Raw genomic sequence first — 26041 nt, 5'->3', positions numbered from 1 at the left:
GCGGTTGTCGCGACTCATCGTTCGCGATGTGCGCAACCTGGAAGCGATCGACTGGTGCCCGGCGCCGGGGCTCAACGTGTTGGTGGGGCCAAACGGTGGCGGCAAGACATCCTTGCTCGAGGCGATCCACCTGGCTGCAGTCGGGAGATCCTTTCGAACGCGTGATACGACGCAGATCGTTCGGCGCGGGACCGCTGGTTTGAATGTCAGCGCCTGGTTCGATCACGCGGACGGACGAGAATTGCATGTGCGTCTGGATCGGGATGCGGCCGGCACCCGGATGCGGTTGGGTGGGCGGCCGCTCAAGGCGGCATCTGAGCTGGCCCGGTTGCTGCCGGTTCTAGCGCTGTCCCAGGATGGGGTGCGCCGGTTCAGGAGCGGATCCGGTGAGCGGCGCTCGGTGTTGGATTGGGGCTTGTTTCACGTGGAACCGGGATTTCACGTGACCTGGGCGCGGTATCACGCGGCCCTGGCGCAACGCAACGCAGCGCTACGCGGCAGACAGCCGGCATCGCCGTGGTTGGATGTGATGGGTGAGGCCGGCGAGTCGATCGGTTCCAGCCGGGCAACGTATGTTCGCAGGCTGCAGGCCAGTGTCGATGTGGTTTGCCAGCGGCTTCAGCTCGACTTTGGTGTGACGCTCGATTTGCAACGCGGCTGGCGTGACGGTGTGAAGCTGAGCGAGTACTGGATCGAATCCGAAGACAGGGACCGCGGTCTTGGCTACACTTCCGGTGGGCCGCATCGGGCAAATCTGCTCGTGCGCACGGAACAGAAGTTGGGCCTGGAGCACCTTTCGTCCGGGCAGGTCAAGTTGCTTTATTTGATTTTGCGGCTGGCGCAGCTTGAGGACTTACTGAAGCAGCGGCCCGAGTCGCAACCCGTCATTTTTTTTGATGATCTCGCCGCCGAGTTGGACGGCCGTCACCTGAGCGCCGTGCTGGCGGCTCTTGCGAGTCATCAGCTGCAGCGCTTCGTTACCTCTCCGGTCTTGCACGCCGAACTTACTGCCGACGTCGGCGCCGTGTTTCACGTGGAACGGGGCGCGCTGGTTCAGGCATCTTTCCGAGACTCCCATGACTGACGAACACGTTTACGACTCTTCCAGCATCAAAGTACTGAAAGGCCTCGATGCGGTCCGCAAGCGTCCCGGCATGTATATCGGTGACACCGATGACGGCAGCGGGCTGCACCACATGGTGTTCGAGGTGGTGGACAACGCAATCGATGAAGCCCTGGCCGGGCACTGCAGCCACGTGAAGGTCATCATACATAGCGACGGTGGCGTCAGTGTCGAGGACGATGGTCGCGGAATCCCGGTGGACATCCATGCCGAGGAAGGCTGCTCCGCTGCGGAAGTGATCATGACCACGCTCCACGCCGGCGGGAAATTCGACGACAACTCCTACAAGATTTCCGGCGGTTTGCACGGCGTCGGAGTCTCGGTGGTGAATGCACTATCCGAGTACCTGAAGCTGACCATCCGCCGGGACGGCAAGCTGTACGAGCAGATCTACCGCGACGGCGTGCCACAGGCTCCGCTTGCGATCGTGGGCGACGCCGATTCGACCGGTACCAAGGTCTACTTCCGCCCCAGCCCGGTGGTATTCACCGACGTCGAGTTCCACTACGACATCCTGGCGAAACGCCTGCGGGAACTGTCGTTTCTGAACTCCGGTGTGCGCATCGAACTGAACGACGAACGCGACGACCGGCACGAGGTATTCGAGTATGTTGGCGGCATCAGCTCGTTTGTCGAGCATCTGAACCGCAACAAGACACCGCTGCACCCGACGGTGTTCCATTTCCTGGATCAGCGCGGCGATGTGGGGGTCGAGGTTGCCATCCAGTGGAACGACTCCTACCAGGAGACGATGTTCTGCTTCACGAACAACATTCCGCAACGGGATGGCGGCACGCATCTGGCCGGCTTCCGGGCCGGTCTCACGCGTACGCTGAATCAATACATCGAAAAGGAAGGTCTGGCCAAGAAGGCCAAGGTCGAGACGGCCGGCGAGGACATCCGCGAGGGCATGACCTGCGTTCTGTCGGTCAAGGTGCCGGACCCGAAATTCTCGTCGCAGACCAAGGAAAAGCTGGTTTCGTCCGAGGTCAAGGGCATCGTCGAGGCGGCCATCGCCGACAAGTTCAACGATTTCCTGCTGGAGCGTCCCGCCGAGGCGCGAGCCATCGTGTCCAAGATCATCGATGCTGCGCGGGCCCGCGAGGCGGCCCGGCGGGCCCGCGAGATGACCCGCCGCAAGGGCGTCCTGGATATCGCAGGGCTGCCCGGCAAGCTGGCGGACTGCCAGGAAAAGGACCCGAGCCTGTGCGAGCTCTACCTGGTCGAGGGTGATTCTGCCGGAGGCTCTGCAAAGCAGGCGCGCGACCGCCGTTCGCAGGCCATTTTGCCGCTGAAGGGCAAGATACTGAACGTCGAGAAGGCCAGGTTCGACAAGATGCTTGCATCAGCCGAAGTCGGCACGTTGATCACGGCGCTCGGCTGCGGCATCGGCCGCGAGGAATACAACCCCGACAAGCTGCGCTACCACCGGATCATCATCATGACCGATGCCGACGTGGATGGCGCCCATATCTGCACCTTGCTGCTGACCTTCTTCTATCGGCAGATGCCCGAGTTGATAGAGCGTGGTCATTTGTACATAGCTCAGCCTCCGCTGTATCGGGTCAGGAAGGGCAAGCAGGAGCGTTACCTCAAGGACGACCGCACGCTGAACCTGTATCTGTTGGAACTGGCGCTGCAGAACGTGGCCCTTCATCCGTCACAGGACGCGCCAGCCCTGCCGGTGGAGGACTTCGAAACCCTGGCCAAGGACTACACCGCCGCGCTGGCCTTGATCGAGCGTGCCAGCCGGCGCTTTGACCGGCGAATCCTGGACGCGCTTCTGGGGTTGCCGCGCGTGACCGAGGAACGCCTGCAGGACGCATCCGCCATGACGGCTCTGGCGGCGGGCCTGGAAGCTGCGCTAGCGGGCGGTTCCACGCGCTTTACCGCGCGCTGGCAGATCGCATCCGACGGTGCGCAAGGCGCGCTGCAGGTGGAGCGTCACGAGCACGGCGTCCGAACGACGTTTTCCCTGGGACAGGCGTTCTGGCACTCGCCCGAATATCGCGGCATAGGCGTGATGGCAGAGCGCCTGGCCGGCCTGATCGGGCCTGGTGCCACGCTGCGGATTGGCGACACCAGCCGCCCGGTGGCCCGCTTCGGGGACGCTCTGGAAGCGCTGCTTGCCGAAGGACAGCGCGGGGTCAGTGTGCAGCGCTACAAGGGGCTCGGCGAGATGAATCCCGAGCAGCTGTGGGAGACCACCATGGATTTCGCCACGCGGCGCCTGCTGCGGGTGCGGGTGGAGGACGTGGTGGCAGCCGATCAGATGTTCACCACCCTGATGGGTGATGAAGTGTCGCAGCGGCGCGAGTTCATCGAAACCAACGCGCTTGCGGTGGCCAATCTGGACGTGTGAGGTCCAGACGTTGCGTGCTGGCCGTCAGTTCGGTGGTCAGCACGCAATGCCCGCGGATTACCGCGGGGGCACGCCTCAGGCGGCGCTTTCGGCCAGCTCCGGCGCCGGCTCCCGATAGCCGCAGGCCTTGTCGGGGCACAATTTCTCGACGCCGCGCCGCTTGGTGGTCTTGATGGTCATGATGGCGTGTCCGCACTTCGGGCACGGCTGGGCCACCGGCGGATCCCAGACGGCGTATTTGCAGTCCGGGTAACGACTGCAGGAATAAAACAGTTTGCCGTAGCGGGACTTGCGCTCCATGAGCGTGCCCTGTTTGCAGTCCGGGCAGCTGATGCCGGTGTCCTTGGGTTTGTTCAGCGGCTCCACATGCTTGCAGGTGGGGTAGTTCACGCAGCCTATGAAGCGCCCGTAACGACCGCGCTTGTAGGCCAGATCGCCGCCACACTCCGGACACTTGCGGTCGAGCAGTTCCAGCGGCGGCTCCGGCTCACCGGTGGCCGGCTTGATGTCCCGCGTGTACTTGCACTCCGGGTAGGCCGTGCATCCGATGAAGTTGCCGCGCTTGCCCAGGCGGATCGCCAGCGGCTTGCCGCATTCGGGGCAGGCTTCATCCAGCTGCTGCTGCGTAATGTCGCGCCGCTCAACGGAGCCGGTTTTCACCACCTGTTCGTGGAACGGTTTCCAGAAGCGCTCGAGTACCGGCAGCCACTCCGTTTCGCCGCGTGAGACCGCGTCCAGTTCGTCCTCCAGGCGGGCGGTGAAGTCGTAATCGACGTACTGGGTGAAGAACTCGGTCAGAAAGCGGCTGACCACGCGACCGACGTCGGTGGGCATGAAGCGCTTGCCGTCGAGCTGCACGTATTCGCGCTGCTGGAGCGTGGTGATGATGCTGGCGTAGGTCGACGGCCGGCCGATGCCGAATTCCTCCAGCGCCTTGATCAGGCTGGCTTCGTTGAAGCGCGGCGGCGGCTCGGTGAAGTGCTGGTTCGCCTCGAGCGCGCGCAGTTCGACCAGTTCGTCCACCTCCAGCGCCGGCAGATTCGCATCGGCCTGTTCACCGTCCTCGCGGTTGTCGTAAACGGCCAGGAAACCCGGTTCGCGCACCGTGGAGCCGGTCGCCCGCAGCAGCGTTGGCGCATGGCCGGGTGGGCACAGGTCGACCGCCACGGTGTCGATCACCGCCGGGTTCATCTGACAGGCAATGGTGCGGTTCCAGACCAGGGTGTAGAGCTTCAGCTGGTCGGCGCTCAGGTACGCCCGCACCGACTCGGGCGTGCGCGCCGCGGAGCTGGGCCGGATCGCCTCGTGGGCCTCCTGCGCGTTCTTGCTCTTGGTCTTGAACACATTGGGCGACTTGGGCAGCGTGTCGCTGCCAAATCGCTGGGCGATGAGCTCCCGGATTTCGGCCACCGCCTCCTGCGCCAGGCTGGTGGAGTCGGTGCGCATGTAGGTGATCAGGCCGACCGGGCCGCTGCCGATATCGATACCCTCGTACAGCTGCTGGGCGATGCGCATGGTGCGCTGGCCGGTGAAGCCGAAGCGCTTGGACGCTTCCTGCTGCAGGGTAGAGGTGATGAACGGCGGACCGGGGTTGCGCTTGCGCGAGCGGCGGGTGATGGCGGCCACCTGCAGCCGGCCCTTGGTCTGCTGCTCGATGGTGCTGCGGATCAGCCCGGCGCGCTCGGCGTCGATCACGCTGAACTGCTCGATCTTCTCGCCTTCGAACTGTGCCAGTTTGGCGGCAAAGGCGGCCTTGCCCTTGCCGACGGTGGCGTCCAGCGTCCAGTACTCGCGCGGCACGAAGGCCTCGATTTCCTCCTCGCGCTCGACGATCAGGCGCAGCGCCGGGCTTTGTACGCGCCCGGCCGACAGACCGCGGCGGATCTTTTTCCACAGCAGCGGTGAGATGTTGAAGCCGACCAGATAGTCAAGCGCCCGGCGCGCCTGCTGGGCGTTGACCAGGTCCATGGAAATTTCGCCCGGGTGGTCGACCGCCTCCTGGATCGCCCGCTGCGTGATTTCGTGAAAAACCACCCGGTGCACCGGCTTGTCGGCGAGCACCTTGCGCTCGCGCAGCAGCTCCGCCAGATGCCAGGCAATGGCTTCGCCTTCCCGGTCCGGGTCAGTGGCCAGCAGCAGCTGGTCGGCGCCTCGCATCGCCTTGGCGATGGCATCGACGTGCCGGCTGTTGCGCTCGATACCCTCGTAGCGCATGGCGAAGTTGTGTTCGGTTTGCACCGCCCCTTCCTTGGCCACCAGGTCCCTGACGTGGCCGTAGGAGGCAAATACCTCATAGCCGGGGCCGAGGTACTTCTTGATGGTTTTGGCCTTGGCCGGGGATTCGACGACGACGACGGTTTTTGCTGGGTTCATGGTTCGCGCAGCGCCCGCCGTGGCGGTGCGGTTGTTGTCATTCGGACTGGGGCAGCCGCCAGGCGGGCGGCTGGTGGGCTATTGCAGGCGCCGCAGCGCATCCGGTTGGGCCAGCTCTTCCATGTAGGCATACAGGTGAGCCGTGTCCGGCCGGTTGTAGATCACCATGAGCGTGATCCACTTGATGTCGTCGAGGTCGATTTCGTCCAGATCGAGCGCCATGGCGCGGTCGATGACGCGGTCCAGCGACGGCCTGTCGACCATCGGATTCTGTCCCAGCAGGATCAGAAAGCCGCGCGCTTCCAGCGTCAGCCGGTATTGCTCCTGGGCCGAGAACTGGCGCTGCGCATGGTCGCTCCACGGTATGCAGTCGGTCTGGGTGGCCGTGTCATCATCCTGCGCCAGGCTCTCGAGCCAGTCGAAAGCATGGTCGATCTCCCCTTCGCCAAAACCCATGCTGGCCAGCTGGCCGGCCAGTTCATCACGGTCATCGTCGTCCATCGCACCGTCCTCGCTGTAGTTGTCCAGCAGGAACATCAGCACGTCGAGAACGGATTCCTTCATCGATACCCTCAGCGTGCCGGGTGCGGACCGCGGCGGCCATACAGGCCGCCGGGCAGGGCCGTCACCAGGCCATCCAGTTGTAGCGTCAAGAGCATGGTGGAAACTTCTGCCACCGTCAATCCGGTGCGGGCCACCAGCAGGTCCAGACTGACCGGGCTGTCGCCCATATTGGCCAGCACCGGGTTGGTGGCGGCCGCCGGCTGGCCGGCGGCCGGCGGTGCTGCGGACACCGGACTCAGACCCCGCTCGAAGGGCGGCAGTTCCTCCAGAATGTCCGATACGCTCTCGACCAGCTTGGCGCCATCGCGAATCAGCGCGTGGCAACCGCGCGCCAGCGGGTTGTGGATGCCGCCCGGGATGGCGAATACCTCGCGCCCCTGTTCGGCCGCCAGGCGGGCGGTGATCAGGGAGCCGCTTTGCGCGCCCGCCTCCACCACCAGCACACCCAGCGACAGGCCGCTGATGATCCGGTTGCGGCGCGGAAAGTTGAAGCTGCGCGGCGGCATACCCACCGGCTGTTCGCTGACCAGGACGCCATGTTGGCGGATTTCCTGGGCAAGGTTCAGGTGCTGGCGCGGATAGATGCGATCCGGTCCGGTTCCCAGCACGGCGACTGTCTGGCCGCTGCCGGACAGTGCACCGCGATGGGCCGCGCCGTCCACGCCTTCGGCCAGGCCGCTGGTTACCAACAGACCGCATTGGGTAAGCGCCGAGGCCATGGCAAACGCGGTCTCCCGGCCGGCCGGCGAGGCATTGCGGCTGCCGACGATGGCGATCTGGGGCGCCAGCAGCAAGCGGGCATCACCTTCCACCAGCAGCGCCAGTGGCGGGTCCGCAATTTGCGCCAGTTGTGGGGGGTATGGAGGCTGGTCCAGAAACAGTGCCTGCCGGTCCTGACCGTCTTGCAGCCAGTCGAGGTCGGCGCGCGGTGGAATGTCGGCCGCGGCAAGGATCTTGTCGGCCAGCGTCGTCTTGCCGGCCAGACAGTCCAACAACGCACTGCGATGCGCGCCCAGCGCCAACGACGGCGAACCGAACGCCGCCAGCAGGCGACGCCAGGCTGCAACCCCCAGCCCGGGTATGCGGGCCAGGGCAAGGCCGGCGGCAGCGGGCGTCAGGGGGTCGTGACCTCGTCCAGCACGTGCATGGGCCGGTTGGCCGTCATCACCAGGGCATAGCTGACCCGCTCGAAAAGCCGAAACACCATCACCGTGCCGGCCGGATCACCCGGCGGCTGCACGCGCTGGCGAGCGACCGGGTCGTCGATCGGCGACGGTACCTGCTGCACCTGCAGCACGTGGCCCAGTTCCACCCCATCGCGCTGTCCGCGGCTCAGGACCACCACGCTGTACTGGCCGATCTGCGACACACCATCCACGACACTGATGATGTGGCCACGCAGGGGCGTGGTCGGCGCATGCGGCATGTAGGACGCCTTCATCGGGCTGTCGTCGGTCGGTATCAGCACGTCGCCTGCAAGTACTTCGCGGCGCGCCTTGGCCACCGACAGCGTGGCCGGATCGCCGGCGCGCTGCACGCTGCCGCGACCGATGAACAGCCCGTTGTAGCCCAGCGCTTCGCCGCTTTCCGGATCGCGGTAGGCGTCGCCGATGCGAAAGATGTCCAGCGACTCGCCCGGCTGTGCGGCTGTGCGGCGGCCGTAGACCCGATCGCCCGCGCCCACGGCGATATGCTCGTCCGCGGCCGAGGCAACGTATGCAAAATCAGCCGCCCGGTTGCTGTGCAGCACCACGGCTTCTTCCAGGAAGGCCTGAATGTGTTCCAGCGGAATGGCCGGCACGGCGGTATCGATGGGCGTCGCACGTACCTGCGGCGATACCCCGCCCGAGCCGTGGCCCTGACCGTCGCGCATCAGGCGCGGGCCGTCCGCGGTCATCACCAGGCGCAGCCGGTCGCCGGGATAGATGAGGTGGGGATTGGCGATCTGCGGGTTTGCTCCCCACAATTGCGGCCAGTACCAGGGCTTGGTCAGGAAGCGGCCGGAGATGTCCCACAGCGTGTCGCCGCGGACCACCACGTAAACGTCCGGGCGGTCGGGTCGCAACTGAAGATCGTCGGCGCTCGCGTGCAGCGGCATCAGCAGCGGCAAAAGAGCCAGAACAGCAATCAGCGAACGGTAAAGTCTGGTCATGGGCAAGTTCCGGCCAGTATGATTGGTGGCGCGCCTGACCCAAGAATCGGTCGCAGCCTGTCAACCGAATATCGGTTCCAACGCGACCGCCTTGAGGCAAACCCTTAAGGCAGGCGCAGTGTAGCCCAGATAAATCTTGTTCCCACTGTCATGGCGCTGCTGGACATTCTTACCTACCCTGATCCGAGACTGCGCCAGCGGGCGAGCCCGGTGGATGCGGTCAATGCGCAGGTCAGGCAGCTGGCCGAGGACATGGCGCAGACCATGTATGCCGCCAAGGGCATTGGCCTTGCTGCCACCCAGGTCGGCGTGGCAAAGCGTGTCGTGGTGATGGATCTGAGCGCCGAGCACGACCAGCTGCAGGTGCTGATCAACCCGCGCGTGGTCGCCCGCGACGGCAGCCAGGAGTGCGAGGAAGGCTGCCTGTCGGTGCCTGACGTGTATGAAACCGTCGAGCGCGCCCTGCGGGTGACCGTGAGCTATCTCGACCGCGACGGCGAGGCGCGGCAAATGGACGCCGATGGCCTGCTGGCGGTGTGCGTGCAGCACGAGATCGACCACCTGGACGGCAAGCTGTTCGTGGACTACCTGTCGCGCCTGAAGCAGGATCGCTTGCGCAAGAAGGCCGACAAGCGCCAGCGCGACGAAGCACGTCCTTGAACATCGTTTTTGCCGGCACGGCGCCGTTTGCCGTGCCGAGCCTGCAGGCACTACTGGCTGCCGGGCACACCGTGCGCGCCGTATACACACAGCCTGACCGGCCGGCGGGCCGGGGGCGCAAGCTGAGTCCATCCGCAGTCAAGCTGGCGGCGCTGGAGGCGGGTATCGAGGTGTGTCAGCCGGTCAGCCTGCGCACGGCCCAGGCCGCTGCAGAACTGGCCGCATTCGCGCCGGACCTGCTGGTGGTGGTGGCTTACGGACTGATTCTGCCGCCGGCCATCCTGGGCGCGGCGCGCCTGGGCGCGCTCAACGTGCACGGCTCGCTGCTGCCGCGCTGGCGCGGTGCGGCGCCGGTGGAGCGGGCGCTGCTGGCCGGCGATGCCCAGACCGGCGTGTGCATCATGCAGATGGATGTCGGTCTGGACACCGGGCCGGTGTTTCTGCAGCGCCCGACGCCCATTCTGGCGAACGACACCGGCGGCAGCCTGCGCGAGCGCCTGGCGCAGCTTGGCGCCGAGGCTCTGATCGAGGTGGTGGCAGGTCTCGAGGTCGGTGTCGCGGTCGCCACACCCCAGCCGGCCGAGGGCGCCTGTTACGCCGCCAAGATCGACAAGCGCGAGGCGCAGCTGGACTGGACGCAACCGGCGCAGGTGCTGGAACGCACCGTGCGCGCCTTTGCGCCGGCGCCGCTGGCCTGGACCGTGTGGCGAGGCCAACGGCTGCGTGTCGGCGGGGCGCAGCTGGGCCTTGGCAGCGGACCGCCGGGACAGGTGCTCAGCGCCGGGCCGTCGGGCATCGAGGTGGCCTGTGGCGCGGGCAGCCTGTTGCTCACCCATGTGCAGCCGGAAGGCGGACGCATGTTGCCGGCGCGGGAATTCCTGGCCGGGCGAAAGCTGGTGGCCGGCGAGCGATTGGAAGCGCCCGCCCCAGGTTGAGGGGCGCCGGCCTGATGCGAAATCAGGCGTTGGCCAGCAGCTTTTCCAGGTAGTGAATGCTGACCCCGCCACGGCGGAAATCGCCCTCGTCCACCAGGCGCAAATGCAGCGGCGTGTTGGTCTTGATGCCGTCCACGATCAGCTCCAGCAGCGCCGTGCGCACGCGCGCCAGGGCAATGTCGCGATCGGCGCCGTGGGCGATCAGCTTGCCGACCATCGAGTCGTAATTCGGTGGCACCGCGTAACCGTCGTACAGGTGCGAGTCGAAGCGGATACCCGGCCCGCCCGGTGCATGGAACTGCGTCACCCGCCCCGGCGAGGGCACGAAGCTGACCGGGTCTTCGGCGTTGATGCGGCACTCGATGGCGTGGCCGCGCCAGGTGATGTCTTCCTGCCGGTAGCCCAGGCCCAGGCCGGCCGCGATCCGCAGCTGCTCGCGCACCAGGTCGACGCCGGTGATCGCCTCGGTCACCGGGTGTTCCACCTGGATGCGCGTGTTCATTTCGATGAAGTAGAACTCGCCGTTCTCGTACAGGAACTCGAAGGTCCCTGCCCCGCGATAGCGCATCTGCCGGCACACGCTGGCGCACAGCTCGCCCATGCGCATACGCTGCTCGTGGGTGATGCCCGGCGCGGGCGCTTCCTCGATCACCTTCTGGTGGCGGCGCTGGACGGAGCAGTCGCGCTCGCCCAGGTGAATGGCCGCACCCTCGCCGTCGCCGAGCACCTGGAACTCGATGTGCCGCGGCTGGGTCAGGTACTTTTCCATGTACACGACCGGGTTGCCGAAGGCCGCACCGGCCTCCCGGCCGGTGGTGGCGATGGCGCCGTTCAGTGCGGCTTCCGTGTGCACCACGCGCATGCCGCGCCCGCCACCGCCGCCGGCCGCCTTGATCAGCACCGGGTAGCCGATGTCCGCCGCGATGCGCAGGTTTTCGGCCTCGTCATCGCCCAGCGGGCCGCCCGAACCGGGCACCGTCGGCACGCCCAGTTCTTTCATCAGGGCAATGGCCGCGAGCTTGTCGCCCATCTGGCGGATGGTGTCCGGCCGCGGGCCGATGAACACGAAGCCGCTCTGCTCGACGCTTTCGGCGAACTGCGCGTTCTCGGACAAGAACCCGTAGCCGGGGTGGATGGCCTCGGCGTCGGTGACTTCGGCGGCGGCGATGATGGCCGGGATGTTCAGGTAGCTCTTGCCCGGCTCGGGCGGTCCGATGCAGACCGATTCGTCCGCCAGGCGCACGTGGATCAGTTCGCGGTCGGCGGTCGAGTGCACCGCCACCGTGCCGATGCCCAGCTCCCGGCAGGCGCGCAGCACGCGCAGCGCAATCTCGCCGCGGTTGGCGATCACCACTTTGGAGAACATGGCGCGCGCCCGTCAGACGATGACGACGAGCGGCTGGCCGAACTCCACCGGCTGGCCGTCCTCGACCAGTATGGCGGCCACCACGCCGGCCTTGTCGGCCTCGATCTGGTTCATCAACTTCATGGCCTCGATGATGCAGATCACGTCCCCGGCCGCCACCTGCTTGCCGACCTCGACGAACGGTGCACTGTCCGGCGAGGCGGCGCGGTAGAAGGTGCCGACCATCGGGGCCGTCTGTGTGTAGCCGGCGGGCTGGGTCGGCGCTGCGGGGGCGGTCGTCGGCGCGGTCACCGGAGCCGCAGCTGCCGGCGCTGCCACCGGCGTCATCATCACGCCGGCCGGTGCCTTGCTCAGGCGGATCGACTCCTCGCCCTCGCGCACCTCAAGCTCGTTGATGCCGGATTGCTCCACCAGCTCCATGAGCTTCTTGATCTTGCGGATATCCATCGTCGTCCTTGGGGTTGTCAGGCTGGATCGCCGAGCCGGCGCAGGGCCGCGGTCAGCGCCAGCTCGTAGCCGAGCGCGCCAAGACCGCTGATGGTGCCCAGCGCCAGGTCGGAAAAATACGAATGTCGGCGAAACGGCTCGCGCGCCGCCACGTTCGACAGGTGAACTTCGATGAACGGCAGCGCCACCGCCGCCAGCGCGTCGCGCAGGGCGACGCTGGTGTGCGTGTAGCCGCCGGGGTTGATGACAATCATCGCCACGCCCTCGCCGGGCGCTGCCTGCACCCAGTCGATCAGCTGATGCTCGGCGTTGCTCTGCCGGCAAAGCAGCTCGTGACCGGCTGCGGCGACCTGCGCCGTCGCCCGGGCGTCGATGTCGGACAGCGTGTCGTGGCCGTAGATGGCCGGCTCGCGGCGCCCGAGCAGGTTCAGGTTCGGGCCGTGCAGTAACAGGATCTTGGCCATGAGGGCTGCCGGTGGGCGTGAGCAGCGCGAATTCTTGGCCATCGGCCGCGAATTGTCCACATCGGCGGCGAATAGGTACGAAACAGGTCGAAAGCGTTCCGGCGTTTATGCTGAGCCATTGTCCTGCCCGGTGCCCGAACCGGCGCAGGCAGCGCCCTGCAGGGCCGCCATCGCGCTTTGTCTGGCAAACTGGGGCGTCCGGTCGATAGCGCCATGCTTGGCCCGGTGCGTCACCGCGGCACGGGCGCAAACGCAATCATCACTGCCGCGGCGTCTGATGTGTTCCCCTGGGCTCGGCACGGCCCAGCGAGATCAGGCTTGGGCGCGTCGCACTCACGATCCGGGAGGAGTCAATGGCTGACTGCGCAATGCCGCGCCGAACCTGGCGCGGCTGTGTTGGTGCGCGCCCAGCGGCGTTCTGGCCCTGGCGGTCGAGGGCGCTTGCCGCGGGCGGGCGGCCTGAAATGGTCGCTCGATGAGCGTTTCGCGCACGGGCTTTCTCCCCTTTCGTTTCTGGGCCTGGGCGTGGTTCGTCGCTTGGCTGCTGCTACTGGGACAGGCGCCGGCCGCGCACCTGGCCGGCCTGCCGGCCGGTGTCTTCTTCGTGGTTGCCGCGGCCGGTTACGCGGCGCTTTATCTGTTGCCTCTGCTGCTGGCGCCGCTGCTGGGCCGGCTCGCTGCGCGAATGGTGGGGGCAGGCGCCGGTCGGCTGCTGAGCGGGGCCTGGCTGACGCTGTGGAGTGCCTTCGTACAGCTCGTGCTGGTCGTGGATTTGCTGGTGTTTCGCCAGTTCGGCTTTCACCTGAACGGCTTTGTATGGAACCTGGTCAGCACGCCCGGTGGCGTCGAGTCCATGGGCGCGGGTACGGCCACGTGGGCCACGGCGCTCGGCGTCGCCGTGCCGACCTTGGCGGCTAACGCCGGGCTGCTGTGGCTGTGCCGTCGCCAGGCAGGTGCGCACGCGAGGGCCGGGCGGTGGCTGCGACCGGCTCTCGCGGCGCTGCTGGTGTGCGCGGTAGGGGAGCGGTTGGCGTATGGCGTCAGCCATTTCACGGGTCGCGCCGATGTGCTCGCGGCGGCCGGTGCGCTGCCGTTCTATCAGCCGACGACCTTTCGCCACCTCGCGCAGTCGCTGGGCTTCACGCCGGCATCCCGCCAGCCGGACAAGCTCCGGGCGGCGGGCGGGTCGTTTGTCTACCCGCTGGCGCCGCTGCGTCTTGAGCCGCCGCCGCGCCTGCCCAACATCGTCTGGCTGGTGGCCGAGTCCCTGCGGGCGGATGCGCTGGATGCCGGCATCATGCCGGCCACCAGCGCCTTCGCCGACCAGGCGCTGCGTTTCGACCGGCATTACAGCAGCGGCAACGGCACACGCATGGGCATGTTCGGCATGTTCTACGGGCTGTACGGCAAGGATTGGTTCCCGGTGCTGGAAGGCGGTCGACCGCCGCTGCTGATGGACGCTCTGCGTCAGCTCGACTATCGCATCGAGGCCTGGAGCAGCGCCCGTTTCAGCTACCCGGAGTTCGATCGCACCCTTTTTGCCGGCCTGCCGCACAGTGCCCTGCACGACGGCGCGCAGGGCGAAGGCTGGCAGCGGGACCGCATCAATGTCGGCCAGATGCTCGAATTCGTCCGCGACGCGGCGCAGGCACCGGATCGGCGGCCGTTCATGAGCTTCATGTTCTTCGAGTCGCCCCATGCGCGGTATTACTTTCCGCCGGAAAACGCCATCCGCAAGCCATATCTGGAGACCTTCAACTACGCAACGGTGTCGCTGACGCGCGACATCGAGCTGATCCGCAACCGCTACCTGAACGCGTGCAACCACCTGGACAGCCAGTTCGCGCGCGTGTTCGACGAAATCGAGCGCTTGGGGCTGCAGAACGACACCATCGTCATCGTGACCGGTGACCATGGCGAGGAATTCATGGAGAAGGGCCGCTGGGGCCACAACTCCAGCTTCGTCGAGGAGCAGATTCGCGTGCCGCTGGTGCTGCGCGTACCCGGCGTCGCACCTCGCCGCGTCGCCGCTATGAGCAGTCACCTGGATTTGCCGGCCACGTTGCTGAGCCGTCTGGGCGTGCGCAACGCGCCGCACGAACTGTCCCTGGGTCATGACTTGCTGGGCCGGCGGCAACGTCAATCGACAGTGATTTCCGACTGGTCGAGCGTGGCTTGGGTGGCGGCGGACTACAAGGCGGTGTACCCGCTGGCCAGCGCCGGCTTTGCCAACGCCGGCACCTTTACGCCGGACGATCGGGCGGTTGCGGATGCAGATGCGGTGCGGGCTGCTCACCGGGAGGATCTGGCACAGCTGCTGGATGGCCTGTCGCGCTTTCACCGTCGGGCGGTTCGCTGACGGAAGCGCTGTAGCGCTATCCGGGATGTGATACTCATGAGACATCCCCGGAATGTTTTCGGGGTGGACTGAGCAGCGCCCGCGCGGATGTCGTCAGCGCAGCGCTCACGATGGTCTGAGCTTCTTCCAGAATGCGTTGCAGGCGATGTCGTCCTCGTGCACGGCCACCGGAATCACCGGATGGCCCGTCGCGCGAGCGGCTTGCAGGTCGGTCGCGCCGCTGCGGGCGGCAACGAAGCCGGTCAGCCAGGGCGCCTGGGTCTATCGGTCTGCTGGCAGGCGATCGGGCCGGTGTATCGAAGGCAGGATGACACAAGCGGACCGGCGGTTTCATGCGCTGGCCGCGGCGTTGTTTCGGCGGGTCTGTGCGCGGCCTGCGCAGATCCTGCGTTGTGACGCAATGGCGTCGGCGCGGGTGCCGGGTTCCGTAAATTGCCGAACGCGGATTCGCGTTCGGGTCAGCCCACGTCCATCAACAACAGCGTATTGGAACGGCCCGAGCCGGGCTGGTCGCCCTTGGTGATCAGCACGCGCATGCCGGCACTGAGCAGGCCGCGGGCTTTCAGCAGTTCGAGCGCCTCCTGCGCGACGCGCTCGTAAGGCCGCGCGCCACGGTCGAAATTGACCGCCGTCACGCCGCGCAGCAGGGCCAGTCGGCGCCGCGTGCGGGCGTGTTCGGTCATCGCAAAGATCGGTATGCCGTGCAGCAGGCGCGACAGCAGAAGTGCCGTGTGACCGGAGTCCGTCAGCGCCACGGCGGCGTTTATCCGACCATTGCGTGCCACGTACATGGCCGCCATGGCGATGGCCTCGTCGGTACGCGCGAAGTGGCTCTCGAACTGCGCCGCCGAGCGCTCGGTGACCGGATAGCGCTCGGCGCCCAGGCAGATGCGCGCCACCGTTTCCACCACCCGCACCGGGTAGGCGCCGACGGAGGTTTCGGCCGACAGCATCACCGCGTCGGTGCCGTCCATCACGGCGTTGGCGACGTCCAGCACCTCGGCGCGGGTCGGCACCGGGTTTTCGATCATCGACTCCATCATCTGCGTGGCGGTGATGCACGGCCGGTTCAGCTCGCGCGCCACGGCGATGATGCGTTTCTGCACGCCGGGCAGTTCGGCGTCGCCGATTTCGACCCCCAGGTCGCCGCGCGCCACCATCACCGCGTCGGCCGCCTCGACGATGCTTTCGAGCGCCGCCACCGCCTCGCTGCGCTCGATCTTGGCCACGATGCGGCCGTGGCCGCCGGCGCCGCGCAGCAGCTCGCGCGTCAGTTCGATGTCCAGCGCCCGGCGCACGAAGGACACGGCCAGGTAATCGACCTCCAGCGCCGCGGCGGTGAGGATGTCCTCGCGGTCCTTGGCGGTCAGCGCGCCGGCCGACAGGCCGCCGCCCTGCTTGTTGATGCCCTTGTGGTTGGAGAGCAGGCCGCCGGCCTCGACCTCGCAGTGCACGGCCTCGCCCTGCACGGAAAGCACGCGCAGCTGGATCAGGCCGTCGTTGAGCAGCAGGCGGTCGCCCGGCTGCACGTCCTGCGCCAGCTCGGTGTAGTCGGTGCCCACGGCATTGATGTCGCCGTTCTGCTCGCCCAGCGCGGCGTCGATGCAGAAGTGCGCGCCGGCAACCAGGTTTACCGGCCCGTCCCGGAAGCCACGTACGCGCACCTTGGGACCCGCCAGGTCCGCCAGCACGGCCACGTCGCAGCCGACTTCCTCGGCCGCCGCGCGCAGGGCGGCGATGCGTCGCTCGTGGTCGGCGCGCTGGCCGTGCGAGAAATTGATGCGCGCCACGCTCAGGCCGGCGCGCAGCATCTGCGCGAGCACGCCCGGCGGGTCGGTGGCCGGCCCCAGGGTGGCGACGATGCGGGTCTGGCGTTGGTCGGTCATGGCGGCTCCGCAGGATGGGCGAGCGCGGCGAGATCAGCCGGCGTGTTCAGGTTGCTGAAGGCGTGTGGGCCGGATGCAGCAAAATCCACGCCGATCCAGCCGATGGCGTGCAGCAGTTCGCGCACGCTGCGGCGGCCGGATTCGAGGCCGGCTTCGACCTGCGCCAGTGCGGTGCGCGGCAGCAACAGACAGGTGTAGTGGTGGCTCTGGCCGTCGAACGGCACCCGGGCGCGCGGATCGTCAAATGCCGCCGCCCGCAGCAGGCGCTGGCCCAGATCGACCGGCAGGAACGGCATGTCGCAGGGCGCCGCCAGCAGCCAGGGCGTGGCGCAGGCCAGAAGTCCGGCGCGCAGGCCGGCCAGCGGGCCAGCGTCCGGGTACGCGCCGTCGGTGAGAGGCTCGAAACCGAGCGCGCGGTAGCGGTCCAGGTTGCGGTTTGCACTCAGCAGCAGTGTGCCGACCTGGCCGGCGAGGCGCCGGACCACGGTTTGCACCAGCGGCTCGCCGTCGAGTTCGAGCAGGCCCTTGTCGATGCCGCCCAGGCGACTGCCGCGTCCGCCGGCCAGGATCAGGCCAGTGACGGCGGCGGTCGCTCCGGCTGGCTCGGGGCTGGCGGCAACGTGACCGGGCATGAACCGACGCGCTATCCTTTCGCGCTGTCTTCGCGCATTGCGGGAGGCGGCCGGCGCACGCTTGCGCCATCACAGCCCTCCACGACCATGGCCCATCATACCCTCGACGCCCGCTATCTCCTGTGCCCGCTGCCGGTGCTGCGCACGCAGGCGAAGATTCGCGACCTGGCCCCGGGTGACGTGCTGGAGGTGCAGTGCACTGACCACGGCGTGCTGGCCGACATCCCGGCCTGGTGCCGCATCAATGGTCACCGCCACATCGACAGTTTCGAGCGCGACGGCGTGGTGACCATCATCCTGGAGGTGGGCGGCGATGCCGGCGACCAGCGCCCAGCCTGAAGGCGGTAGCCGTTACCAGGCCGGGCGGCGGGTGACGCTGATCGCGGCCGGCATCAACCTGTTCCTGGCCGTGATCAAATTTGCCGGCGGCATCTTCGCCCATTCGCAGGCGCTGATCGCCGACGGCATCGACTCGACGGCCGACCTGTTCAGCGACATGGCGGTGCTGTACGGGGCGCGCCAGGGCTCGCGCGCGCCGGACAGCAAGCACCCGTATGGCCACGGTCGAATCGAGACGCTGGTGTCGGTATTCCTGGGGGTAGTGCTGCTGGCAACCGCCGCCGGCATCAGCCTGCGCGCCGCCCAGCGCCTGCTCAGTGACGAGCCGCTGCTGTCGCCCGAGCCGGCGGCGCTGCTGGTAGCGGTGATTGCCATCGGTCTGAAGGAATGGATTTATCGCTACACCCTGCGCGTCGGGCGGGAAACGCGCTCGCGCATGCTGGAGGCCAACGCCTGGCACCAGCGGACCGACTCGATCTCCTCGCTGGTGGTACTGCTGGGTGTTGGCGGTAGCCTGCTGGGGATGCCGTATCTGGACCCGGTGGCGGCCATCGGCGTGTCGGTGCTGATCGCCCGCGTCGGCTGGGAGCTGCTGTGGCAATCCGTGGCGGAGCTGTCCGACACAGCCCTGTCGCGCGAGCGGGTGGCGGTGATTCGCAAGGCCATCCGCGGCATCGAGGGCGTGCAGGATCTGCACCTGCTGCGCACCCGCCAGGCTGGGCCGGATGCGCTGGTGGACGTGCATGTGCAGGTCAACCCGCACATCAGCGTGTCGGAAGGACACCGGATTGCCGAGCACATCCGCGAGCGGCTGATCGCGGACCTGGACGAGGTCAGCGACGTGCTGGTGCACATCGACACCGAGGATGATCAGTCCTTCGAACGCGGCCGCACGCTGCCGCTGCGGGCCGACGTGGAGGCACAGATTCGCAGCACCATCGCGGGCCTGGCTGGCGCGGATCGGCTGCAAGGGGTGATGCTGCATTACGATGCGGATCGAATCGGCGTCGAGCTGCACCTGCCGCTGGCGCTGGCGCCGGACGCGGCCACGGCAAGCGCCCTGGCCGAGCAGCTGCGCGGTCCGCTGCGGCGCCTGCCGCACATCGCCGACGTTGCCGTGCATTTCGTTACCTGAGCCCGCGCATGTCCGGCAACAGCTTCGGTCGACTGTTTATCGTCACTACCTTCGGTGAGAGCCACGGGCCGGCGCTGGGCGCCGTCATCGACGGCTGCCCGCCGGGCCTGCCGCTGACCGAGGCCGACATCCAGCCCGACCTGGACCGGCGCCGGCCGGGCACGTCACGCTTCACCACCCAGCGTCAGGAAGCGGACCAGGTCGAAATTCTGTCGGGCGTGTTCGAGGGTTTGACCACCGGCACGCCCATCGGCCTGCTGATCCGCAACACCGATCAGCGCTCGCGCGATTACGCGGCCATCAAGGACAAGTTCCGGCCCGGTCACGCCGATTACACGTATCAGCAGAAATTCGGCCTGCGCGATTACCGCGGCGGCGGCCGCTCGTCGGCCCGCGAGACCGCAGCGCGGGTGGCGGCGGGCGCCGTGGCGCGCAAGTTTCTGGCGGGTCGGGGCATTCTGATTCGCGGCTATCTGGCGCAGATGGGCGACATCACGCTGAGCCTGAACGACTGGGCGGCAGTGCACGAGAATCCGTTTTTCTGTGCGGACCCCGCGCGCGTGCCGCAGCTGGAAGCGCTCATCACGCAGCTGCGCCGCGACGGCGACTCGGTCGGCGCGCGCGTGAACGTGATCGCCAGCGGCGTGCCACCGGGCTTGGGTGAGCCGGTGTTCGACCGCCTGGATGCCGACATCGCCCACGCCATGATGGGCATCAACGCCGTCAAGGGCGTCGAGATCGGCGCCGGCTTCGACGTGGTCACGCAAAAGGGCAGCGAGCACCGCGACGAAATCAGCTCGGCCGGATTTTTGAGCAACCGCGCCGGCGGCATCCTGGGCGGCATCTCCAGCGGCCAGGACATCCGCGTCAGCCTGGCACTGAAGCCTACCTCCAGCATCCGCCTGCCGGGCCGCACGGTCGACCTGCACGGCGCAGACACCGACATCGTCACCACCGGCCGCCACGATCCGTGCGTGGGCATCCGTGCGGTGCCGATTGCCGAGGCCATGCTGGCACTGGTGCTGATGGACCACCTGCTGCGCCAGCAGGCGCAAAACGCGGGCGTGGCGTCGGTGACCCCGATCATCCCCGGCGCGGTTGACGACTGAGGCGCGGCCGGCGCTGCCCTACTGGCGGCTGTCGGCCTTTTACCTGTGCTACTTCGCCATCCTGGGCGCGATGGTGCCGTACTGGACGGTGTTCCTGCGCGGGCGCGGCATGAGCGCGCTGGAGATCGGTCAGCTGATGGCGGTCGGCACACTGACGCGCATCCTCGCCCCCTGGGCCAGCGCCTGGGTGGGCGATCGCATGCCGCGGCGCATCGTCGTGGTGCGCCTGGCGGCGGCGCTGATGACGGTCATTTTCTGCGGCATGTTCGTGGCGCGGGGCTTCTGGCAGGTGGCGCTGGTCACGGCCGCGTTCGGTTTTTTCTGGAACGCCGCCCTGCCGCAGTTCGAGATCGTCACGCTCAGACACCTGGGCAGCACCGGCAATCTGTACGGACGTATCCGGCTGTGGGGCTCGGTCGGCTTCATCGGCGTGGTGCTGGGCGGCGGCTGGCTGCTGGAGCGCGCGGGCCTCGACACCCTGCTGCTGGTGTTGCTGGCGACCATGGCCGGGACGCTCATCAGCAGCCTGCTGGTGCCGGACCGGCCCGGCCCACCGGCCGTGCAGGCTAAAGCTTCACTGCGCGGCGCCCTTCGCAGCCCGGCGGCGCTGGGCTTTCTGGTGGCGGCGTTTCTGATGCAGGCCAGCCACGGGCCGTACTACGGGTTTTTCTCGATCCTGCTGGAGGACCAGGGCTACACGCGCAGCATGGTCGGGGCCCTGTGGGCGCTGGGGGTGGTGGCCGAGGTCGGGGTGTTCCTGGCGCTGGCCCGGCTGCTGCCGCGTATTGGCGCCTCGCGCGTTTTCATGGCCAGCCTGTTGCTGGCAGCCCTGCGCTGGCTGCTGATCGGTCACGGCGCCGGCAGTCTCGCCTGGCTTCTGCCGGCGCAGATACTGCACGCGGCCACCTTCGGCGCCTTTCATGTGGCGGCGCTGGCGCAGGTGCAGCGCTTCTTTCCGGCTGCCCTGCAGGGGCGCGGACAGGCGCTCTACAGCGGCCTGTGCATGGGCGGCGGCGGGGCGCTGGGCGGCGTGGTGAGCGGCTTTTTGTGGGATTCGGCCGGCGCAGTGCGGGTGTACGAACTGGCGGCGCTGACCGCGCTGCTCGCGGCCGCGTTGTGGGCCTGGCTCAGCCGGCCTGTTTCAGGCGTCGCCAACTCGGCAGCGGGATGATTTGGCCCGGGCCGTCGTCCGGTCCGGCGCGCCGGACCTGTGACAGCCCGAACGCGGCCCGCACGGCGCTGTCGACGGCATCCAGAAACCGCACCGTTGACAGGTCGGTGGTCGGCTGATCCAGGATTCTTTCGCGCACCGGCTGCAGGGCGGCCAGTGTCGGACCGGCCTGGATGGCCGCCCGGATGTGGTAGCAGCGGTTGCTTTTGTATACTGCCCGCATCAGCTCGTTCAGCAGTCGGTCGTGCAGCCCCGTGGCCAGCAGCAGATCGGCCGGCTCCTTGGCCGCTCGGTTCACCAGCAGGTGGCATGTGCCCAGCTGGTTTTCGAGCCAGATGGCGAGTTCGCGAAAGGTCATGGCACAGCCCGGCCTGATCGTCCTGAGTCAGATGCGTGCGGGACCAGCCCCGAACGGCGGCGCTATTCTGGGAGTGGCCCCAGCGCTTGTCGAGCGGCCGGCGGTCCACTGCGCGCGGACTTTAAACCAGCCCGCCGCGGGCACACGAGCTTCATTGCGCAACACACGGTAAGTGCCATGGCCGGCAAGACCCTATACGACAAACTGTGGGATTCCCACGTGGTGTACACCGAGCCGGACGGCTCGGTGCTGCTGTACATCGATCGCCACCTGATTCACGAGGTGACCTCGCCGCAGGCCTTCGAGGGCTTGGCGCTGTCCGGCCGCAAGCCGTGGCGGGTGGTGGCCAATCTGGCGGTGGCCGATCACAACGTGCCGACCACTGACCGCAGTGTGGGCATTGCCGACCCGGTGTCGCGCGAGCAGGTCGATACGCTCGACCGCAACTGCGACACCTTCGGCATCACCGAATTTCGCATGAACGATCCGCGCCAGGGCGTGGTGCACATCATCGGCCCGGAGCAGGGCGCCACCCTGCCGGGCATGACCGTGGTGTGCGGCGACTCGCACACCGCCACGCATGGGGCGTTTGCGGCGCTGGCCTACGGCATCGGCACCTCCGAGGTCGAGCACACGCTGGCCACGCAGACCCTGCCGCAGCGCAAGTCACGGAACATGCTGGTGCGGGTCGATGGCCGGCTGGGTCCGCACGTGTACGCCAAGGACCTGATCCTGGCCATCATCGGCGCCATCGGCACCGCCGGCGGCACCGGCTATGCCATCGAGTTTGGCGGCGAGGCGGTGCGCGCGCTGTCCATGGAAGGGCGCATGACGCTGTGCAACATGGCCATCGAGGCCGGTGCCCGTGTCGGCCTGGTGGCGGTCGACGACACCACTATCGACTATGTCCGTGGCCGGCCGTTCGCGCCGCAGGGCGAGCTGTTCGAGCGCGCGGCGTCCGCCTGGCGGGAGCTGGTGTCCGATCCGGATGCGCGCTTCGACCGGGTGGTTGAAATCGACGCTGCCAGCCTGGTGCCGCAGGTGACCTGGGGCACCTCGCCGGAGATGGTGTTGCCGGTCGATGGCCGTGTACCGGACCCGGCCGCGGAAACCGATCCGGCCCGCGCCGAGGGCATGCGCCTGGCGCTCAGCTACATGGATCTGAAGGCCGGCACGCCGCTGGCGGATATCGCCATCGACAAGGTGTTCATCGGCTCCTGCACCAACGGTCGCATCGAGGATTTTCGCGCCGCCGCGGCGGTGCTCAAAGGCCGCAAGGTGGCCGGCAATGTGCGCCTGGCGCTCGCCGTGCCGGGCTCCGGCCTGGTCAAGCGCCAGGCCGAGGCCGAGGGCCTTGACGAAATCTTTCGCGCCGCCGGTTTCGAGTGGCGCGAGGCCGGTTGCTCCATGTGTCTGGCCATGAATGCCGACCGCCTGGAGCCCGGCGAGCGCTGTGCATCGACCTCGAACCGAAATTTCGAGGGCCGACAGGGCCAGGGCGGGCGCACGCATCTGGTCAGCCCGGCGATGGCGGCCGCGGCGGCCGTCGCCGGTCATTTCGTGGATGTGAGGCAACTATGAAGGAGACGAGCATGAACTGCGTGAAGTTACTGTTGGCTGCGGGGCTGTTGCTGTCGCTGGCCGCCTGCAACACCATGGCCGGTTTTGGCAAGGACGTTCAGGAAGGCGGGGAAGCGATCGAGAAGTCTGCGAAGTAGCGCATGGACCGGTTCACTTACCTGACCGGCCTGGTGCTGCCGATCGACCGGGCCAACGTCGACACCGACGCCATCATTCCGAAGCAGTTCCTGAAGTCGGTCAAGCGCAGCGGCTTCGGGCCGAACCTGTTCGACGAATGGCGCTATCTGGACCATGGCGAGCCGGGGCAGGATTGCTCCGGGCGGCCGCTGAACCCGGATTTCGTGCTCAACCAGCCGCAGTACGCCGGTGCGCAGATACTGCTGGCGCGGCGCAACTTCGGCTGCGGGTCCAGCCGCGAGCACGCCGTGTGGGCGCTGGTCGGGTACGGCATCCGCGCGGTGATCGCGCCCAGCTTCGCCGAGATTTTCTACAACAACTGTTTCAAGAACGGCCTGCTGCCGGTCACGCTGGCCGAAGACGTGATCGAGCGGCTGTTTGCGCAGGAGGCTGCCACCACCGGTTATCGCCTGAGCGTGGACCTGGAGGCGCAGCAAGTGCGCACGCCAGGGGGCGAGGTGTTCGACTTCGACATCGATGCTGATCGCCGCCACCGGTTGCTGAACGGCCTGGACGACATCGCCCTGACTCTGGGCCACGCCGATGCCATTCGCGCCTACGAAGCCCGACGCGTCGTCGAGGCGCCGTGGCTGTTCCCCGATCGCGCCGGAGCAGGCCGATGAGTTATCGCATCCTGCTGCTGCCGGGCGACGGCATCGGTCCGGAGATCGTCGCGGAGGGCGAAAAACTGCTGGCGGCGGTGGCCGAAAAGTACGCGCTTGAATTCACCTTCTCGCGCGGCTTGCTGGGCGGCTGCGCCATCGATGCCACCGGTACGCCGCTGCCGGACGAAACACTGGCCTTGGCGCGCGACGCCGACGCCGTGCTGCTGGGCGCGGTCGGTGGCGCCAAGTGGGACGTGGGGCCGGCGCACCTGCGTCCGGAGCGGGGGCTGCTGGGCATCCGCAAGGCACTTGGCCTGTACGCCAACCTGCGCCCGGCGCTGCTGTTCCCGGAACTGGCCGGTGCCTCGACCCTGAAGCCGGAGGTGGTGGCGGGCCTGGACATCGTCATCATCCGCGAGCTGACCGGCGGCATTTATTTTGGCGAGCCGCGCGGCGTCGGCACCCTGCCCGACGGCAGCCGTGAAGGCCGCAACACCATGGTCTACAGCGAGGCCGAGATCGAACGCATCGGGCGCACCGGCTTCGACATCGCCCGCCGCCGCGGCCATCGCCTGTGCTCTGTGGACAAGGCCAACGTGCTGGAAACCAGCCAGCTGTGGCGCGAGGTGATGATCCGCCTGGGCAGCGAGTACCCGGACGTGGACCTGAGCCACATGTACGTCGACAACGCCGCCATGCAGCTGGTGCGGGCGCCGAAGCAGTTCGACGTGGTGGTCACCGAGAACCTGTTCGGCGACATCCTGTCCGACTGTGCGGCCATGCTGACCGGCTCGATCGGCATGCTGCCGTCGGCCTCGCTGAACCAGACCGGCTTTGGCATGTACGAGCCGGTGCACGGTTCGGCGCCGGACATCGCCGGCCAGCAGAAGGCCAATCCGCTGGCGACCCTGCTGTCGGTGGCCATGCTGCTGCGCTACAGCCTGGGTGAGGCGGCCGCCGCCGACGGCGTGGAGAACGCCGTCGCCGCGGTGCTGCGCCAGGGCCTGCGCACGGCCGACATTGCGGTGGCGGGCGAGCCGGTGTTGTCTACCGTCGCCATGGGCGATGCGGTGGTGGCGGCGCTGCGCGCCGGCGGTTGATTTGTTGAATTTGGAACTGCCGAGCGAAATCCCGGGCAGATTTGTCGGCGTGCCCGACCGGAGTTGATATGAGTCGTCTATACAACGTGGCGGTCGTCGGTGCCACCGGCGCCGTCGGCGAGACCATGTTGGAAGTGCTGGCCGAGCGAAATTTCCCGATCGGCGAGCTGTACGCGCTGGCCAGCGAGCGGTCGGTGGGCAAGATGGTGACCTGCGGCGACCGGCGCCTGCGCGTGCAGGACCTGGCCACGTTCGATTTCTCGAAGGCCCAGATTGGTCTTTTCTCGGCCGGTGGGTCGGTGTCGGCCGAGCACGCGCCGCGCGCCGCCGAGGCCGGCTGCGTGGTGATCGACAACACCTCGCACTTTCGCAATGACGATGACATTCCGCTGGTGGTGCCGGAGGTCAACCCCGGCGACATCGCCGATTACCGCAACCGCGGCATCATCGCCAACCCGAACTGCTCCACCATCCAGATGGTGGTGGCCCTGAAGCCCCTGCACGACGCCGCGCGCATCCGGCGCATCAACGTGGCGACCTACCAGTCGGTGTCCGGCACCGGCAAGAAGGCGATCGAGGAGCTGGCCGGCCAGACCGCGGCGCTGCTCAACGGCAAGCCGATCGAGCCGAAGGTGTATCCGAAGCAGATTGCCTTCAACGCCCTGCCGCAGATCGACAGCTTCCAGGACAACGGCTACACCCGTGAAGAGATGAAGATGGTCTGGGAGACGCGCAAGATCCTGGGCGATGCCGACATCGACGTTAACCCGACCTGCGTGCGCATCCCGGTGTTCTATGGGCACTCCGAGGTCGTGCACGTGGAGTTCGAGCGGCCGATCAGTGCCGACGAGGCGCGGGCGCTGCTGACCGAGGCGCCGGGCGTGCAGGTGATCGACGAGCGCGTGCCGGGCGGCTATCCGACCGCGGCCGAGGCGGCCGGTCAGGATTGGGTTTTCGTGGGCCGTATCCGGGAGGACATCTCGCACCCCTGCGGCCTGAACCTGTGGGTGGTGTCCGACAATATCCGCAAGGGCGCGGCCACCAACAGCGTGCAGATCGCCGAGCGGCTGATCGCCGATTATCTGGGCGACTGAGACAGCGGTTTGTGGCGCCCGCCGTGCTGCGCTAACCTCATGGTCAAAT

24 protein-coding genes are annotated in these 26041 nt (G+C 67.5%); 14 read left to right on the top strand and 10 right to left on the bottom strand.

What is annotated here, in order from left to right:
* Window positions 1-4 precede the first annotated feature (4 nt).
* Entirely contained in the window at window positions 5-1084 is a 1080-nt protein-coding gene (gene recF, locus PG2T_RS16670; RefSeq protein WP_158513180.1) for a DNA replication/repair protein RecF, read from the top strand.
* Window positions 1077-3485 carry a DNA topoisomerase (ATP-hydrolyzing) subunit B gene (gene gyrB / locus PG2T_RS09395; protein WP_068804506.1) on the top strand — a complete coding sequence of 803 codons (2409 nt, stop codon included), beginning with the start codon at window positions 1077-1079 and terminating at the stop codon, window positions 3483-3485. The genes recF and gyrB overlap by 8 nt, the downstream gene beginning before the upstream one ends.
* A gap of 75 nt (window positions 3486-3560) precedes the next feature.
* Here gyrB and topA read toward each other — a convergent pair whose 3' ends face one another.
* From topA to PG2T_RS09375, 4 genes are all read right to left on the bottom strand, one after another.
* On the bottom strand, window positions 3561-5858 hold the full coding sequence (gene topA / locus PG2T_RS09390; RefSeq protein WP_068804504.1) for a type I DNA topoisomerase: 2298 nt from the start codon (window positions 5856-5858) through the stop codon (window positions 3561-3563).
* A 78-nt stretch (window positions 5859-5936) separates the two neighbouring features.
* Window positions 5937-6422 (bottom strand): Smg family protein, encoded by a 486-nt coding sequence (locus PG2T_RS09385; protein WP_068804502.1) that lies wholly within the window; start codon window positions 6420-6422, stop codon window positions 5937-5939.
* Window positions 6423-6430: 8 nt separating this feature from the next.
* Complete coding sequence (gene dprA / locus PG2T_RS09380) at window positions 6431-7414, bottom strand: DNA-processing protein DprA (RefSeq protein WP_202816300.1); 984 nt, start codon at window positions 7412-7414, stop codon at window positions 6431-6433.
* Window positions 7415-7536: 122 nt separating this feature from the next.
* On the bottom strand, window positions 7537-8574 hold the full coding sequence (locus PG2T_RS09375; protein ID WP_068804498.1) for a LysM peptidoglycan-binding domain-containing protein: 1038 nt from the start codon (window positions 8572-8574) through the stop codon (window positions 7537-7539).
* Window positions 8575-8724: 150 nt separating this feature from the next.
* Here PG2T_RS09375 and def point away from each other — a divergent pair, with 150 nt between their 5' ends.
* Window positions 8725-9234 (top strand): peptide deformylase, encoded by a 510-nt coding sequence (gene def, locus PG2T_RS09370; protein ID WP_068804496.1) that lies wholly within the window; start codon window positions 8725-8727, stop codon window positions 9232-9234.
* Entirely contained in the window at window positions 9231-10169 is a 939-nt protein-coding gene (fmt, locus tag PG2T_RS09365; RefSeq protein ID WP_068804494.1) for a methionyl-tRNA formyltransferase, read from the top strand. The genes def and fmt overlap by 4 nt, the downstream gene beginning before the upstream one ends.
* A gap of 22 nt (window positions 10170-10191) precedes the next feature.
* Here fmt and accC read toward each other — a convergent pair whose 3' ends face one another.
* Genes accC through aroQ form a run of 3 tightly spaced genes read right to left on the bottom strand, consistent with a single transcriptional unit; the run spans window position 10192 to window position 12446 of the window.
* On the bottom strand, window positions 10192-11535 hold the full coding sequence (gene accC / locus PG2T_RS09360) for an acetyl-CoA carboxylase biotin carboxylase subunit (protein WP_068804492.1): 1344 nt from the start codon (window positions 11533-11535) through the stop codon (window positions 10192-10194).
* Window positions 11536-11547: 12 nt separating this feature from the next.
* Window positions 11548-11982 carry an acetyl-CoA carboxylase biotin carboxyl carrier protein gene (gene accB, locus PG2T_RS09355; protein ID WP_068804490.1) on the bottom strand — a complete coding sequence of 145 codons (435 nt, stop codon included), beginning with the start codon at window positions 11980-11982 and terminating at the stop codon, window positions 11548-11550.
* Between the two features lie 17 nt (window positions 11983-11999).
* On the bottom strand, window positions 12000-12446 hold the full coding sequence (aroQ, locus tag PG2T_RS09350) for a type II 3-dehydroquinate dehydratase (protein ID WP_068804488.1): 447 nt from the start codon (window positions 12444-12446) through the stop codon (window positions 12000-12002).
* 475 nt (window positions 12447-12921) lie between these two features.
* Between aroQ and PG2T_RS09345 the strand changes: the two genes are divergently transcribed.
* A complete protein-coding gene (locus PG2T_RS09345) occupies window positions 12922-14805 on the top strand; it encodes a sulfatase-like hydrolase/transferase (RefSeq protein ID WP_068804486.1) in 1884 nt (627 codons plus the stop codon).
* A gap of 458 nt (window positions 14806-15263) precedes the next feature.
* Here the strand turns inward: PG2T_RS09345 and pyk are convergent, their stop codons facing one another.
* Both pyk and mobA read right to left on the bottom strand, forming a co-directional pair.
* A complete protein-coding gene (pyk, locus tag PG2T_RS09340; protein ID WP_068804485.1) occupies window positions 15264-16691 on the bottom strand; it encodes a pyruvate kinase in 1428 nt (475 codons plus the stop codon).
* On the bottom strand, window positions 16688-17323 hold the full coding sequence (gene mobA, locus PG2T_RS09335; RefSeq protein ID WP_068804484.1) for a molybdenum cofactor guanylyltransferase MobA: 636 nt from the start codon (window positions 17321-17323) through the stop codon (window positions 16688-16690). The genes pyk and mobA overlap by 4 nt, the downstream gene beginning before the upstream one ends.
* Before the next feature lie 87 nt (window positions 17324-17410).
* Here mobA and PG2T_RS09330 point away from each other — a divergent pair, with 87 nt between their 5' ends.
* From PG2T_RS09330 to PG2T_RS09315, 4 genes are read left to right on the top strand one after another with little or no spacing between them, the layout of a single operon-like run.
* On the top strand, window positions 17411-17662 hold the full coding sequence (locus tag PG2T_RS09330; RefSeq protein WP_068804483.1) for a sulfurtransferase TusA family protein: 252 nt from the start codon (window positions 17411-17413) through the stop codon (window positions 17660-17662).
* Window positions 17637-18797: a cation diffusion facilitator family transporter gene (locus PG2T_RS09325; protein ID WP_068804481.1), complete on the top strand. Its 1161-nt coding sequence runs from the start codon at window positions 17637-17639 to the stop codon at window positions 18795-18797. Before PG2T_RS09330 ends, PG2T_RS09325 begins: the two co-directional genes overlap by 26 nt.
* An 8-nt stretch (window positions 18798-18805) precedes the next feature.
* Window positions 18806-19906: a chorismate synthase gene (gene aroC / locus PG2T_RS09320; protein WP_068804479.1), complete on the top strand. Its 1101-nt coding sequence runs from the start codon at window positions 18806-18808 to the stop codon at window positions 19904-19906.
* Window positions 19896-21077: an MFS transporter gene (locus PG2T_RS09315; RefSeq protein ID WP_202816299.1), complete on the top strand. Its 1182-nt coding sequence runs from the start codon at window positions 19896-19898 to the stop codon at window positions 21075-21077. The genes aroC and PG2T_RS09315 overlap by 11 nt, the downstream gene beginning before the upstream one ends.
* On the opposite strand, the gene PG2T_RS09310 is transcribed toward PG2T_RS09315, so the two are convergent.
* On the bottom strand, window positions 21034-21435 hold the full coding sequence (locus tag PG2T_RS09310) for a hypothetical protein (protein WP_068804477.1): 402 nt from the start codon (window positions 21433-21435) through the stop codon (window positions 21034-21036). The two genes, PG2T_RS09315 and PG2T_RS09310, sit on opposite strands and share 44 nt — an antisense overlap.
* A gap of 177 nt (window positions 21436-21612) precedes the next feature.
* Between PG2T_RS09310 and leuC the strand changes: the two genes are divergently transcribed.
* The 5 genes from leuC to PG2T_RS09285 all read left to right on the top strand — a co-directional run bounded on the left by leuC (window position 21613) and on the right by PG2T_RS09285 (window position 25992).
* On the top strand, window positions 21613-23016 hold the full coding sequence (leuC, locus tag PG2T_RS09305) for a 3-isopropylmalate dehydratase large subunit (RefSeq protein ID WP_068804475.1): 1404 nt from the start codon (window positions 21613-21615) through the stop codon (window positions 23014-23016).
* Window positions 23017-23027: 11 nt separating this feature from the next.
* Entirely contained in the window at window positions 23028-23153 is a 126-nt protein-coding gene (locus tag PG2T_RS09300) for an entericidin A/B family lipoprotein (protein WP_068804473.1), read from the top strand.
* 3 nt (window positions 23154-23156) lie between these two features.
* Window positions 23157-23816: a 3-isopropylmalate dehydratase small subunit gene (gene leuD / locus PG2T_RS09295; protein WP_068804472.1), complete on the top strand. Its 660-nt coding sequence runs from the start codon at window positions 23157-23159 to the stop codon at window positions 23814-23816.
* A complete protein-coding gene (gene leuB / locus PG2T_RS09290; protein ID WP_068804470.1) occupies window positions 23813-24898 on the top strand; it encodes a 3-isopropylmalate dehydrogenase in 1086 nt (361 codons plus the stop codon). Before leuD ends, leuB begins: the two co-directional genes overlap by 4 nt.
* Window positions 24899-24966: 68 nt before the next feature.
* On the top strand, window positions 24967-25992 hold the full coding sequence (locus PG2T_RS09285; RefSeq protein ID WP_068804467.1) for an aspartate-semialdehyde dehydrogenase: 1026 nt from the start codon (window positions 24967-24969) through the stop codon (window positions 25990-25992).
* Window positions 25993-26041 lie beyond the last annotated feature (49 nt).

This window comes from Immundisolibacter cernigliae, assembly GCF_001697225.1.
GTDB classification, from domain to species: Bacteria; Pseudomonadota; Gammaproteobacteria; order Immundisolibacterales; family Immundisolibacteraceae; genus Immundisolibacter; species Immundisolibacter cernigliae.
The sequence above is the reverse complement of the archived record's forward strand: the minus strand, read 5'-3'. Positions and strand labels throughout refer to the sequence as shown.

Excerpts from the sequence above, each read along its gene's own strand:
- PG2T_RS09345 (WP_068804486.1), top strand. The coding sequence starts at position 12,922 with ATGAGCGTTTCGCGCACGGGCTTTCTCCCCTTTCGTTTCTGGGCCTGG.
- PG2T_RS09285 (WP_068804467.1), top strand. The coding sequence starts at position 24,967 with ATGAGTCGTCTATACAACGTGGCGGTCGTCGGTGCCACCGGCGCCGTC.
- aroC (WP_068804479.1), top strand. The coding sequence starts at position 18,806 with ATGTCCGGCAACAGCTTCGGTCGACTGTTTATCGTCACTACCTTCGGT.
- pyk (WP_068804485.1), bottom strand. The coding sequence starts at position 16,691 with ATGACCGACCAACGCCAGACCCGCATCGTCGCCACCCTGGGGCCGGCC.
- PG2T_RS09310 (WP_068804477.1), bottom strand. The coding sequence starts at position 21,435 with ATGACCTTTCGCGAACTCGCCATCTGGCTCGAAAACCAGCTGGGCACA.
- leuB (WP_068804470.1), top strand. The coding sequence starts at position 23,813 with ATGAGTTATCGCATCCTGCTGCTGCCGGGCGACGGCATCGGTCCGGAG.
- topA (WP_068804504.1), bottom strand. The coding sequence starts at position 5,858 with ATGAACCCAGCAAAAACCGTCGTCGTCGTCGAATCCCCGGCCAAGGCC.
- aroQ (WP_068804488.1), bottom strand. The coding sequence starts at position 12,446 with ATGGCCAAGATCCTGTTACTGCACGGCCCGAACCTGAACCTGCTCGGG.
- def (WP_068804496.1), top strand. The coding sequence starts at position 8,725 with ATGGCGCTGCTGGACATTCTTACCTACCCTGATCCGAGACTGCGCCAG.
- accC (WP_068804492.1), bottom strand. The coding sequence starts at position 11,535 with ATGTTCTCCAAAGTGGTGATCGCCAACCGCGGCGAGATTGCGCTGCGC.
- mobA (WP_068804484.1), bottom strand. The coding sequence starts at position 17,323 with ATGCCCGGTCACGTTGCCGCCAGCCCCGAGCCAGCCGGAGCGACCGCC.
- PG2T_RS09330 (WP_068804483.1), top strand. The coding sequence starts at position 17,411 with ATGGCCCATCATACCCTCGACGCCCGCTATCTCCTGTGCCCGCTGCCG.
- gyrB (WP_068804506.1), top strand. The coding sequence starts at position 1,077 with ATGACTGACGAACACGTTTACGACTCTTCCAGCATCAAAGTACTGAAA.
- PG2T_RS09375 (WP_068804498.1), bottom strand. The coding sequence starts at position 8,574 with ATGACCAGACTTTACCGTTCGCTGATTGCTGTTCTGGCTCTTTTGCCG.
- leuC (WP_068804475.1), top strand. The coding sequence starts at position 21,613 with ATGGCCGGCAAGACCCTATACGACAAACTGTGGGATTCCCACGTGGTG.
- PG2T_RS09325 (WP_068804481.1), top strand. The coding sequence starts at position 17,637 with ATGCCGGCGACCAGCGCCCAGCCTGAAGGCGGTAGCCGTTACCAGGCC.
- PG2T_RS09385 (WP_068804502.1), bottom strand. The coding sequence starts at position 6,422 with ATGAAGGAATCCGTTCTCGACGTGCTGATGTTCCTGCTGGACAACTAC.
- leuD (WP_068804472.1), top strand. The coding sequence starts at position 23,157 with ATGGACCGGTTCACTTACCTGACCGGCCTGGTGCTGCCGATCGACCGG.
- accB (WP_068804490.1), bottom strand. The coding sequence starts at position 11,982 with ATGGATATCCGCAAGATCAAGAAGCTCATGGAGCTGGTGGAGCAATCC.
- PG2T_RS09300 (WP_068804473.1), top strand. The coding sequence starts at position 23,028 with ATGAACTGCGTGAAGTTACTGTTGGCTGCGGGGCTGTTGCTGTCGCTG.